Genomic DNA, 12,734 nt, shown 5'->3' with positions numbered 1-12,734 from the left:
GAGGCCGGCCAGAGGCCGGCGGTCCGGAAGATCAGTGCGCCCGCACCACCGGTGCCACGCTCCTCGCCATCGCCAGCACGCGCTTGTCAGCCATCGCCTCGCCCATCAGCGAGAAGCCGACGGGCAGCTCGCCCGGCGCGTGGCAGGGCAGGCTGATGCCGCAGCGGTCCAGGAAGTTGCCGACGGTGGTGTTGCGCAGCAGCAGCATGTTCTTCTTGGTGAAGCCGTCGGGAGTCGAGACCTCGTCGAGGGTCGGCGCCACGATGGCGCAGGTCGGCATGACGACGGCGTCGTAGTTCGAGGTGATCGCCGACACGCGCTTCTGCAGGTCGGCGCGCGCCGCCAGCAGGTCGATGTAGTCGGCGGCACTCATCTCCTTGCCGCGCATGATGCGCGGGTAGACGAGCTGGTCGTAATCCTTGCCGCGGCGCTCGATCAGCGTGCGGTGCCAGGTATAGGCCTCGGAAGCGGCAAAGGTGCCGCGGGCGTTGATGGTGTTGAGCTCGTTCAGCTCGGGCAGGTCGATCTTCTCGACCTTCACGCCGATGCCCGACAGCGCCTTCAGCGCCCGCTCGAAGGCGGCGGCGACCGTGGAATCGAGATCGTCCATCACGAAGTGCATCGGCACGGCGAAGCGCAGGCCGGCGAGCGGCGCCGGCTGGGGCACCGAAATCGGCTCGCCCGCGAACACCGCATCGACGATGGCGCAGCATTCGACCGAATTGGCCAGCGGGCCGATGGAATCGAGCGAGGTCGAAAGCGGCACGACGCCGTCGATCGGCACGCGCCGCGCCGTCGGCTTGAAGCCGGTGATGCCGCAGACGGCGGCAGGGATGCGCACCGAGCCGCCGGTGTCGGTGCCGAGCGCCGCCACGGCCATGCCGTCGGCGACCGAGACCGCCGCGCCCGACGAGGAGCCGCCCGGCACGCGCTTGCGGTCGGCCGGATTGCCCGGCGTGCCGTAGTGCGGGTTGAAGCCTACGCCCGAGAAGGCGAACTCGCTCATGTTGGTGCTGCCGACGATCACCGCGCCGGCCGCGCGCAGCCGCGCCACCACCGGTGCGTCGGCCTTGGCCGGCGGCGCATCGTCGAGCGCCTTGGAGCCGGCGAGTGTCGTCTCGCCAGCGACATTGCACAGGTTCTTGATCGAGACCGGGATGCCGGCGAGCGGCGAGGGCACGAGGCCCGCCTTGCGCTGGACGTCACTGGCATCGGCCGCGGCCAACGCCTGGTCGCGCCAGACTTTAATGAAGGCGCGACCGCCTTCGCCCTTGGGATCGGCGATGCGGGCCAGCGCCTGCTCGGTGAGCGTGCGCGAGGTGGTGCGGCCGGCGGAGAGGTCCGCGGCCAGTTGCAGGATCGTCGGGTTCACTTCGCTCGGTTCTTCACAAGATCGTCCACCGCGGCGGGATCGGCGAGGGTCGACGTGTCGCCGAGGTTGCTGAAGTCGTTCTCGGCAATCTTGCGCAGGATGCGGCGCATGATCTTGCCCGAGCGCGTCTTGGGCAGACTAGGTGCCCACTGGATGACGTCGGGCGTGGCGATCGGTCCGATCTCCTTGCGCACCCAAGCGACCAGCTCCTTGCGCAGGTCCTCCGAGGATTGCTGGCCGGCCTTCAAGGTCACATAGGCGTAGATGCCCTGGCCCTTGATGTCGTGCGGGTAGCCCACGACGGCGGCCTCGGCCACCTTGACGTTGCCGACCAGCGCGCTCTCGACCTCGGCGGTGCCGATACGATGGCCCGAGACGTTGATCACGTCGTCGACGCGGCCGGTGATCCAGTAATAGCCGTCCTCGTCGCGGCGCGCGCCATCGCCGGTGAAGTACTTGCCGGGATAGGTCTTGAAGTAGGTATCGATGAAGCGCTGGTGGTCGCCATAGACCGTGCGCATCTGGCCCGGCCACGAATTGATCAGGCAGAGATTGCCGGTGGCCGGTCCCTGCAGCACGTCGCCGGCGGCATCGACCATGACCGGCTGCACGCCGAAGAACGGCTTTGTTGCCGAGCCCGGCTTGAGCTTGGTGGCGCCGGGCAGCGGCGTGATCAGAATGCCGCCGGTCTCGGTCTGCCACCAGGTGTCGACGATCGGGCAGCGGCTGTCGCCGACGACGCGGTAGTACCACAGCCATGCCTCGGGATTGATCGGCTCGCCGACCGAGCCGAGCAGGCGGAGACTCTTGCGCGTCGCCTTCTTTACCGGCGCCTCGCCTTCACGCATCAGGGCGCGGATGGCGGTGGGTGCGGTGTAGAAGATGTTGACTTGGTGCTTGTCGATCACCTGCCAGAAGCGGCTGGAATCGGGATAGTTGGGCACGCCTTCGAACATCAGCGTGGTCGCGCCGTTGGCGAGCGGTCCATAGACGATGTAGCTGTGGCCGGTCACCCAGCCCACGTCGGCGGTGCACCAGTAGACGTCGCCGTCGTGGTAATCGAAGACGTAGTGGTGCGTCATCGAGGCGAAGACGATGTAGCCGCCGGTCGTGTGCAGCACGCCCTTGGGCTTACCCGTCGAGCCCGACGTGTAGAGGATGAACAGCGGATCCTCCGCGCCCATCGGCTCGGGCGCGCACTCCGCCGGCACCTTGGCCGCGATCTCGTGCCACCACACGTCGCGGCCGGCATCCCAGCCGATCTTGCCGCCGGTGTGGCGGACGACCAGCACCTTCTTGACGCCCGGCGCCTTCTTGATCGCCTCGTCGGTGTTTGCCTTGAGCGGCACCGGCTTGCCGCCGCGCAGGCCCTCATCGGCGGTGATGACGACGTTGCTCTCGCAATCGACGATGCGGTTGGCGAGGCTGTCTGGGGAGAAGCCGCCGAACACCACGGAATGAATGGCACCGATGCGCGTGCAGGCCAGCATCGCGTAGGCGGCCTCGGGGATCATCGGCAGGTAGATGGTGACGCGATCGCCCTTCTTGACGCCGAGCTCCTTCAGCGCGTTGGCCATGCGGCAGACTTCGGCGTGCAGCTCGCGATAGGTGATGTGCTTGGACTTCGACGGATCGTCGCCTTCCCAGATGATCGCCGTCTGGTCGCCGCGCTTGGCGAGGTGCCGGTCGACGCAGTTGGCCGACACGTTCAGAACGCCGTCGTAGTACCAGCGGATATGGACGTTGCCGGTATAGTCGACGTCGCGCACCGCGCCGTCGCTGTAGGGCTTGATCCAGTCGATGCGCTTGCCGTGCTCGCCCCAGAACCTGGCGGGGTCCTTGATCGAGGCCTCGTACATCGCCTTGTACTTGGCGTCGTCGACATAGGCGCGCTTGGCCCAGTCGGCGCTGACGTCGATCAGTTCATCGGCCATGGTTCCCTCCCGTCGGCTTTTGCCGCGAATTAAGCGGGTTTTAGCCCGCTCGCGCCGGCCTCGGCAATTCGACTTTGGTGCCCTGGTTTTACTCGTGAAACCAGGTCGTGAAATCCTGGAGCGGCGCGCGCTCGGTGATCAGGCTGTTGGGTACCTCGTCGGGATCGGCGTAGCCCAGCGCCAGGCCGCAGATCACGACCTCGTCGTCGGGGATCTTCAGCTCGCGACGCACGACGTGCTGGTAGCGGCTGAAGGCGGCCTGCGGGCAGGTATGCAGGCCCTTCTCGCGCGCCAGCAGCATGAGCTGGTCGAGGAAGATGCCGCAGTCGATCCACTGGCCGTTGCCCATGCGGCGTTCGACGCACAGGATCATGCCGACCGGCGCGTCGAAGAAATCGTAGTTCTTGCGGAACTGCTTCAGCATGCCGGCGGCATCGCCGCGCGGCACGCCGAGCAGGGTGTAAAGCTGCTTGCCGACCAGCTTGCGGCGCTGGTCGTACACCGGCGTGAATTCCTTCGGATAGACGTTGTATTCAGCGCCCGGGCCGTTGTCGCCGTCGTCCATCGCCTTGAGGATCGCGGCCGACAGCCGCTGCCGCGCCTTGCCCGTGGTGACATAGAGTTTCCACGGCTGCAGGTTGCCGTTCGACGCCGCGCGGCTCGCGGTCGAGATGATCCATTCGATATCGGCCTGCGGCACGGGATCAGCCTTGAACACGCGCATCGAGCGGCGGGAGTTGATGGCTTCGGACACGCGCATGAAAGATCAGCTCCGATTGAGATGGCGGCGCAGGAAGTCGAAGAGCTTACGCCGGGCGGCGGCGTTCTGCTGCTCCGTGAAGAAATGCGTACCGCCTGGCACAATGAAGGTCTCGACCTCCTTGCCATGGCTCTTCAATGCTTCGGCCATCGCCTGCGCCTGGTCGACCGGCACGTTCTCGTCGCGATCGCCATGGACCAGCAGCACCGGTGCGTCGATCTGTGCCACCCGCAGGATCGGCGAGCGCACCGGCAGGCCTTCGGGGCCGCAGAGATCGTCGAGATAGTCGCGGATGAAGGGATTGGCTTCGCGCCAACGCGACAGGTCCATCGGCCCGTAGAACGAGGCGACGGCACGGATCGGCGGCTTGTGGGCGGCCGCCAGCAGCGCCACCTGGCCACCCATCGAGGCGCCGACCACGGCGATACGGTCCTTGTCGACCAACGGCCGCTTGGCCAGCCAGTCGATCGCTGCCAGCACGTCGAGCGGCTGGCGCAGCCCCTGGTCGCTCTCGCCGTCAGAGCCCAGCCAGCCGCGCAGTGACAGGGCCAACGCCGCGTAGCCGTTCGCCGTGCAGGTCCGCGCCAGCCCGACCATGTTGTGGGCATGACCAGCGAAGCCGTGCAGCAGGATCACCGCGGGATAAGGCGGCGCGCCGGCCTGAGGCTTGAAGAAGTAGCCGCCCAGCGTGACGCCGTGGCCCGGCACCTGGACCTGCTCCGCGTCGGCCACCTCGGGCAATTCGTCCCAGCGATGCGCCACCTCGATCGGCACGCCGTCGGGATCGCGGAACGCCACCGAGTAGTAGCCGGGCGCGAAGTAGTCGAGCTCCTTGGGCGGCTGCAGGATCTCCGCGCCGGCGTCGCGCAGCTCGGCGAACACCTGGTCGACCTGGGCGCGGCTCTCGGCCGACACGGCAAGCCACAGCGCGCCCGGTCCGTAGGAGATGCCTTCCTTGGCCTGGCGCATGACGAAGTGATCGTAGCCGCGCGACCACATCACGCGGTCGGGCCCTGCCCAGACGCGACGAAAGCCAAGCATGGGCAGCCACAGGCGATGGAACGCCACCGAGCGGCCGAGGTCGCTCACTTCCACGGCAGCACCGGCGAAGGAGGGACGCGGCCGCATCAGCGTTGCGGCAACCCGAGCAGCCGCTGCTCGTCGCGCCGCAGATCCTCTTCGCCGGCCAGGAAGAACTCGTCGAGCTGCGGCGGCTTGACCGACGTGCTGCTGAGCATCGCATGCGCCTGGCCGCGATGATGGATCTGATGCTGGAACAGATGCTCCAGGATAGAGGCGATACTGCTGGGCGGCGGCGTGCGGTTGGGCCGCGGCCGCACCAGCCCTTCCGCCAGAGTCGCGTCGGTCTGGCGTTCGCAGAAATCGATCAGCCGCCGATCGCTCTTGCGCTGCGCATCATAGAGCTGATGGGCGTCGGGAAAGTCCGGCGGCGGGTCGTCGTAGCGTTTGAGCACCGTCGGATCGCGATGCAGCGCGTCAATATAATAGATGTCGACCCACAGGATGTGGTTCAGCGTCGCCCGGAGCGACGGGAAGAAGCCCGTGCGCCGCTCGGCGAACTCGGCCGGTGTCAGTTCCTTGCAGGCCGTCAGCAGCCGGTGATTGGACCAGGCATTGTTGCCGGCCATGGCGACGAAGTGACTGACCAACCCCGTCGCCATGGCCGTTATTTCTTACGCCGCCTGCGCGAGATTGCGCAGCACGTAGTGCAGCACGCCGCCGTTCTTGAAGTACTCGATCTCCTCGGCGGTATCGATGCGGCAGGTCAGGACCACCTTCTCGCTCGTGCCGTCGCGGCGATGGATGGTGAGCGGCACGTCCATGCCGGGCTTCAGCCCGCCATCGATGCCGCCGACGTCGAAGCTCTCGTGGCCGGTGAGGTTCAGCGTCTTGCGCGTCATGCCGTCCTTGAACTGCAGCGGCAGGACGCCCATGCCCACGAGGTTCGAGCGATGGATGCGCTCGAAGGTCTCGCACACCACGGCCTTCACGCCGAGTAGGTTCACGCCCTTGGCCGCCCAGTCGCGCGACGATCCGGTGCCGTACTCCTTGCCGGCGATCAGGATCTGCGGCGTGTGCTCCTTCTTGTAGCGCATCGCCACGTCGTAGATCGGCTCGGGCTGGTCGGTCTGGAAGTGGTGGGTGAAGCCGCCCTCGACACCCGGCACCATCTCGTTCTTGAGACGGATGTTGGCGAAGGTGCCGCGCATCATCACCTCGTGATTGCCGCGCCGCGTGCCGTACTGGTTGAAGTCCTTGGCCTCGACGCCGTGCTCGCCCAGGTACTTGCCGGCCGGGCTGTCCTTCTTGATCGAGCCGGCGGGCGAGATGTGGTCGGTCGTGATCGAATCGCCGAACTGGCCGAGCGGGCGTGCGCCCTCGATGTTGGCGATGCTGCCCGGCGTCTTGCCCATGCCGTCGAAGTACGGCGGGTTGCGCACGTAGGTCGACTTGTCGTCCCAGCTATAGGTCAAGGTCGGCTTGGTCTTGATGCTGCGCCAGAACTTGTCGCCCTTGAAGACGTCGGCATAGCGCTTCTTGAAGGCCTTGGCCGTGACGTACTTGTCGACCAGCTTCGAGACTTCCAGGTTCGAAGGCCACAGGTCCTTCAGGTAGACGGGCTTGCCGCCCTTGCCGATGCCGATCGGATCCTTGGTGATGTCGATCTTCATCGAGCCGGCCAGCGCGTAGGTCACGACCAGCATGGGCGAGGCGAGGTAGTTGGCGCGGGTCAGCGGATTGACGCGGCCTTCGAAGTTGCGGTTGCCCGACAGCACGGCGCAGACCACGAGGTCGGCATCGTTGATCGCCTTGGTCACCGGATCGGGCAGCGGGCCGGAATTGCCGATGCAACTGGTGCAGCCGTAGCCCACGAGGTTGTAGCCGATCTTGTCGAGGTCCTTCTGCAGGCCCGAGGCCGCGAGATATTCGGTGACGACCTGCGAGCCCGGCGCCAGCGAGGTCTTGACCCACGGCTTGACCTTGAGCCCGTGCTTGACCGCGTTGCGCGCGATCAGGCCGGCGCCCAGCATGACGTACGGGTTCGACGTGTTGGTGCACGAGGTGATGGCGGCGATGACGATGTCGCCATGGCCGAGATCGTAGTCGGTGCCTTCGCACTTCACGCGCTTGCCATCGTCCTTGCGGTCGAATTCCTTCTCCATGTTGGTGACGAACTGCGACGCCGCCTGGGAGAGCGGCACGCGGTCCTGCGGACGCTTCGGTCCGGCGAGGCTCGGCTCGACCTCGGCGAGGTCGAGATGCAGCGTGTCGGTGAAGATCGGCTCGGGCGACTTCTTGGAGCGCCACAGGCCCTGCTTCTTGGCGTAAGCCTCCACGAGCTTGGCGGCCGGGCCGCGGTTGGTGGTCTTGAGGTAGCCCAGCGTGATCTCGTCGGCCGGGAAGAAGCCGCAGGTGGCGCCGTACTCCGGTGCCATGTTGGCGATGGTGGCGCGGTTGGCGAGCGGCAGGTCGTCGAGGCCCTCGCCGTAGAATTCGACGAACTTGTTGACCACGCCCTTCTTGCGCAGCATCTGCGTAACGGTGAGCACCAGGTCGGTGGCGGTGGCACCCTCGCGCAGCTTGCCGGAGAGCTTGAAGCCCACGACATCGGGAATCACCATCGGCATGGCCTGGCCGAGCATGGCGGCCTCGGCCTCGATGCCGCCGACGCCCCAGCCCAGCACGCCCAGCCCATTCACCATCGTGGTGTGGCTGTCGGTGCCGACCAGCGTGTCGGGATAGGCGATCGTCTCGCGGCCTTCCTTCTTGGTCCACACGACCTGCGCCAGGTATTCGAGGTTCACCTGGTGGCAGATGCCGGTGCCGGGCGGCACGACGCGGAAATTGTCGAACGCCATCTGGCCCCAGCGCAGGAACTGGTAGCGCTCGAGGTTGCGCTCGTACTCCAGCGCGACGTTGGCCTTGAAGGCGCCGGTGTTCCCGAAATTGTCGACGATCACCGAGTGGTCGATCACGAGGTCGACCGGCACCAGCGGATTGATCTTCTTGGCGTCGCCGCCGAGCTTGCCCATGGCGTCGCGCATGGCGGCGAGGTCGACCACGGCGGGCACGCCGGTGAAGTCCTGCATCAGCACACGGGCGGGGCGGAAGTTGATCTCCTTGACCGACTTGCCGCCGTTCTTCAGCCAATCGGCGAAGGCGGCAATGTCGGTCTTCTTGACGGTCGTGCCGTCCTCATGACGGACAAGGTTTTCCAAAAGCACGCGCAGCGAGAACGGCAGGCGGCTGAGGTCGCCGACCTGCTTTTCGACGGCCTTGAGGCTGAAATAGGTGTAGCTCCTGCTGCCGACCTTCAGTGTCTTGCGAGCCTTGAAGCTGTTGGGATGGGCGGCGGCCATGATGATACTCCTGACGGTCGATCGCGTGCGGGCGGGTGGCAAAATAGGGGCATGGAAGGGCACAGGCAATCGGCGGATGCGGTCACCGGTCCGTTGTGCCAGATTGCCCGCATGCAGCCGAAAATAGCCCGGATTCTTGTGGCTTTTGCACTGCTCGTGACCGCCTGCAGTGGCGCGTCGGCGCAGCGCAATGCCGTCGAGGCCTGGGATCCGTCGGCGCGCGACTTCGGCCGCCTGCCGGTCGAGCCCAACATGCCGTCCGATGCCCGGAATTCGACGCTCGAGGCGCTGAACAAGATCCTGGCGAGCTCCAAGCTCTCCGATTTCGACCGGTCGATCTATCTCAGCATCCGCGCCTATCAGCTCAACCGGGTCGGCCGCCAGACCGACAGCCAGAAGGACATCGCTGCGATGGGCAAGGTCCTGCCCACGGCCTGGCAGCTGGTGCTGTCGAGCACGCTGCCGGAGCTGGCCGGCGGCGGCGATCGTGCGGCGGCCTTGCGCACCCTCGACAGCGCCCTGCAGCAGAAGCCGGGCGATTCCTGGCTGGTGATCGCCCAGGCCCGCGTCTACATGCAGCTCGCCGATTTCCAGCGCGCGCTTGCCCTGCTCGACGAGGCGCTGGCCGGCTCGACCTCGCCGGCCGATCGGCGCAGCGCGCTCTACTATCGCGGCCATGCTTATTTCGATCTCGGCCAGTACGCCCAGGCGGCGGACGATTTCGATGCCACCCTGGCCGGCCGGCCGTCCTTCCGGGCGCGGTTGGGACCGCTCCTGTGGCGCTACGCGGCGCAGGTCCGTGCCCGGCGCGATGCGCGCGCCCTGCTGGCCAAGGATGTCGGCAACGAGAATCTCAGCGAATGGCCGGCGCCGATCGCCAAGTTTCTGCTGGGCAAGATGTCTGCCGGCGAGCTCGAGGTCACGGCCGAGACCGATGAGGCGGCCAGCCGCACCAACGGCAAGTGCGCGGCCTCCTTCTTCATCGGCATCGACGCCCTCCGCCGCGGCGACAAGCAACGCGCCCGCGAGCAGCTCCAACTGACCCAGGCCCGCTGCCCGACCGTGTCCGAGTTGAACTGGGCCGCCGCGAGCGAGCTCAAGCGGCTTTGATCTTCCGGACCGCCGGCCTCTGGCCGGCTCATGCGGAGCGCGGACCTCCAAGTCCGCTCATAATCTTCGTCTTCCGGACCGCGCGCCTCCCGCGCGCTCATGAGCGCGCGGTCCAGAAGATAATGAGCGGACCTGGAGGTCCGCGCTCCGAAGACTATGATGCTGGCCAGAGGCCGGCGGTCTGGAAGACTCAGACCACCACCGCCAGCGGCGCGATGAACCTCGTGATCTCCGACAGCACATACGCCGGCTGCTGGAGGTGCGGGCTGTGGCCGCAGTCGGGGACCAGGCGGGTCTCGCAATAGCCGCCGACCTTGCCGGCGATGATGCCGAGCTGCAGCTCGCTGCCGTATTCGTCGTCCTCGCCCTGGATCGCCTGCACCGGCACGACGACGCCGGGCAGGCGGCCGTCGGCGTCCATCGGCTCGAAGCCCGGCGCCACCCAGGCGTCCGACCACAGGTGAAAGGCGCCGTCGGTATTGTCGCCGTGATACCTCATCAGGCGCCGGCGCAGGTCGCCCGTGGCGAACGCCTCGCGCGCCGCGACGATGCTCGCCACGCACACCGGCTCGTTGATGGCATGGGCGGCCAGCGTCACCACGGCGCGCAATGGCTCGGGATCGCGCGCGGCGTAGTTCAACGCGATGGTGCCGCCGTCGCTGTGGCCGACCAGCACGCAGTCCTCGACTCGCAGCGTCTGCAGCAGGCGCGGCAGCACCTCGTCGGCCTCGATCTCCATGTACTTTTGGCCAGGGTCGGCCGGCCACCGGCTCGAGCCGCCATAACCGGTGCGGTCATAGACGATGCCGGCCGTGCGCGTGGCATCGCAGAGCTTCTGCGGAAAGTCGCGCCACATCTCGATGCAGCCCAGCCCCTCATGCAGGAACACCAGGGTCGTGCGCTCGAACCCGTCGGTCTGCTGCGGCACCAGCCGGCGCACCCGCAGCCGGCGGTCGCCGAGGTCCAGAAGTTCATCTGAAGTCGTCACCCCATCAGATGTAACCGTCGGCAGGCGTTGTGAGAAGGCAAGCCGTGCTAGGATCGTGTCAGGGGCAATCAGGCGGAAAGGAGGACCGCACCGATGAGGGTCCTTCTCGTCGAGGACAGCATCGAGCTCGTCGCGTTGCTGAAGAAAGGCCTGGCGCAGGGCGGCTTCTCCGCCGATTCCGTGCGCACGGCCGCCGACGCCGCGCACGCGCTCGCCACCATGCGCTACGCCGCGATGGTCCTCGACCGCGGCCTGCCCGACGAAGACGGCCTCAACCTGCTGCGCGACATGCGCCGGCGCGGCGATTCCACGCCGGTCCTGGTGCTGACGGCGCGCGACGGCGTCACCGACCGCGTCGCCGGCCTGCGCGAAGGCGCCGACGACTACATGGCGAAACCCTTCGCCATGGAGGAGCTCATCGCCCGCCTGCAGGCCCTGCTGCGGCGCTCCGACAACCTGCTCGGCCGACGACTGACCTTCGGCAACGTGGCGCTCGACACCGAGGGCCGCCAGGTGATCATCAACGGCGTGGTGCGCGCCTTCCCGGCGCGCGAGACCGCGGTGCTGGAGATCCTGCTCCGGCGCAGCGGCAACGTCGCGCCCAAGCGACTGTTCGAGGACCACCTGTTCGGCCTGTCGGGCGATGTCGGCTCGAACGCCGTCGAAGTCTATGTCCATCGCCTGCGCAAGATGCTGGCCGACAACGGCGCCACGGTGAAGATCCATACCGTGCGCGGCGTCGGCTACCTGATGGCCGAGGAAAAGACCGGGATAACCAACGGGTGACCGACGGGTGAACCGCTTCCGTTCGATCCTCTCGCGTGTCGTGGCGCTGCACGTCGTGGCGATCGGCGTGATCTCGATCGTGATGCCGCTGGCGCTCTACTGGCTGCTCAACGAGGCGGCCAACGGCCTGCATCGCGACGTCCTGCGCAGCCAGGCGGTGACGATCGGCGGCTTCCTGAGGCCGCACGCCAACGGCGTGGTGCTCGACATCCCGCCCGAGCTGGAGCCGCTCTATGCCGGCAGCTACGGGCTCTATTCCTACGCCGTGCTCGACTCCGAGGGCAAAGTCCTGTTCTCGTCGCGCAACGACGGCAGCGCGCTGTTCCCGCCCAAGGAGACGCGCAGCGGCGACTGGCAGATGCGCCGGCGCAGCACGGGCTCGGTGCTGTTCGGCGTCAGCGTGGCGCGCACCGTGGATGGCCGCACTTACCTGATCCAGGTGGCGCAGGACCTGTCGCATCGCGACGTCATCATCGACGACATCGTCGCCTCGTTCTTCCCCAGCGTCGCCTGGATCACCTTCCCCTTGCTGCTGGCGCTGCTCCTGATCGACATCATGATCTTCCGTCGGGCGCTGAAGCCGGTGCGCGAAGCCTCGACCACGGCGGCAGCGATCGGCCCGACCAGCACCGAGGTGCGCCTGCCCGAAACCGCGATGCCGACCGAGATCATGCCGCTGGTGCATGCCGTCAACCAGGCGCTCGATCGCCTCGAGAGGGGCTTTCGCGCCCAGCGCGATTTCACCGGCGACATGGCGCACGAGCTGCGCACGCCGCTCACCATCATCCGCGCCCGCGTCGATTCGCTGGAGCCCGGCCCCCTGCGTGAGGAGCTGCGCAAGGATCTCGAGAACATGACGCACATCGTCAACCAGGTGCTCGACATTGCCGAGCTCGAAAGCTTCATCGTCGCCGGCGACGCCCGCGCCGACCTGCAGGCGGTCTGTGCCGAGGCCGTCGCCTTCATGGCGCCGGTCGCCGTCGCTCAGTCCAAGAACATCGCGCTGGGCGGCAGCGAGGAGCCGGTCTGGGTGGTCGGCCATTCCGAGGCGCTGTTCCGGGCCGTGCGCAACCTGATCGAGAACGCCATTCGTCACGCCCCGGTCGGCGGGTCGATCGAGGTCGAGGTCTCGGCCGACGGCACGGTGCGCGTGCTCGACGACGGGCCGGGCGTGGCCGAGGCCGAGCGCGAGAGCATCTTCCGGCGCTTCTGGCGGCGCGACCGCACCAAGGCTGAAAGCCGTGGCCTGGGGCTCGCGATCGTGGCCCGCGTCGCCGAGACCCACGACGGCAGCGTCACGGTCGAGAACCGGCCGACCGGCGGTGCCGTCTTCACCTTGCGCCTGCGGCCGGCGGCCGGCTTGACCGGCGCAAATTGACTGTGGCTATGTGGTCACTGGAGC

10 protein-coding genes are annotated in these 12,734 nt (G+C 67.3%); 3 read left to right on the top strand and 7 right to left on the bottom strand.

The features are described from left to right. Positions 1 to 31: 31 nt before the first annotated feature. The 6 genes from RSO01_RS32540 to acnA form a co-directional block, all read right to left on the bottom strand. Entirely contained in the window at positions 32 to 1,372 is a 1,341-nt protein-coding gene (locus RSO01_RS32540; protein ID WP_147154746.1) for an amidase, read from the bottom strand. Then, positions 1,369 to 3,306: an acetate--CoA ligase gene (gene acs / locus RSO01_RS32535; protein ID WP_147154744.1), complete on the bottom strand. Its 1,938-nt coding sequence runs from the start codon at positions 3,304 to 3,306 to the stop codon at positions 1,369 to 1,371. The genes RSO01_RS32540 and acs overlap by 4 nt, the downstream gene beginning before the upstream one ends. Positions 3,307 to 3,394: 88 nt before the next feature. Next, the gene (locus tag RSO01_RS32530) at positions 3,395 to 4,066 is read right to left on the bottom strand and encodes a nitroreductase (protein WP_147154742.1); all 672 of its coding nucleotides are present in this window, start codon (positions 4,064 to 4,066) and stop codon (positions 3,395 to 3,397) included. A 6-nt stretch (positions 4,067 to 4,072) separates the two neighbouring features. Further along, the gene (locus RSO01_RS32525; protein ID WP_147154740.1) at positions 4,073 to 5,194 is read right to left on the bottom strand and encodes an alpha/beta fold hydrolase; all 1,122 of its coding nucleotides are present in this window, start codon (positions 5,192 to 5,194) and stop codon (positions 4,073 to 4,075) included. Continuing rightward, positions 5,194 to 5,748, bottom strand: coding sequence for a DinB family protein (locus tag RSO01_RS32520; protein WP_147154739.1), 555 nt, complete (start codon positions 5,746 to 5,748; stop codon positions 5,194 to 5,196). Before RSO01_RS32520 ends, RSO01_RS32525 begins: the two co-directional genes overlap by 1 nt. A gap of 12 nt (positions 5,749 to 5,760) precedes the next feature. Further along, entirely contained in the window at positions 5,761 to 8,448 is a 2,688-nt protein-coding gene (gene acnA, locus RSO01_RS32515; protein WP_147154737.1) for an aconitate hydratase AcnA, read from the bottom strand. Between the two features lie 156 nt (positions 8,449 to 8,604). Between acnA and RSO01_RS32510 the strand changes: the two genes are divergently transcribed. Then, positions 8,605 to 9,558: a tetratricopeptide repeat protein gene (locus RSO01_RS32510; RefSeq protein ID WP_170303522.1), complete on the top strand. Its 954-nt coding sequence runs from the start codon at positions 8,605 to 8,607 to the stop codon at positions 9,556 to 9,558. Positions 9,559 to 9,748: 190 nt separating this feature from the next. On the opposite strand, the gene RSO01_RS32505 is transcribed toward RSO01_RS32510, so the two are convergent. Continuing rightward, entirely contained in the window at positions 9,749 to 10,546 is a 798-nt protein-coding gene (locus RSO01_RS32505; RefSeq protein WP_147154734.1) for an alpha/beta fold hydrolase, read from the bottom strand. Positions 10,547 to 10,639: 93 nt separating this feature from the next. Here RSO01_RS32505 and RSO01_RS32500 point away from each other — a divergent pair, with 93 nt between their 5' ends. Next, positions 10,640 to 11,332, top strand: a complete 693-nt coding sequence (locus RSO01_RS32500) for a response regulator (protein WP_147154733.1) — start codon at positions 10,640 to 10,642, stop codon at positions 11,330 to 11,332. A 7-nt stretch (positions 11,333 to 11,339) separates the two neighbouring features. Next, positions 11,340 to 12,710, top strand: coding sequence for a sensor histidine kinase (locus tag RSO01_RS32495; RefSeq protein ID WP_246158974.1), 1,371 nt, complete (start codon positions 11,340 to 11,342; stop codon positions 12,708 to 12,710). Positions 12,711 to 12,734: the final 24 nt, after the last annotated feature.

This window comes from Reyranella soli (assembly GCF_007992495.1).
GTDB classification, from domain to species: domain Bacteria; phylum Pseudomonadota; class Alphaproteobacteria; order Reyranellales; family Reyranellaceae; genus Reyranella; species Reyranella soli.
Note: the sequence above shows the minus strand (reverse complement) of the source record. Positions and strands in the feature narration are given on the sequence as shown.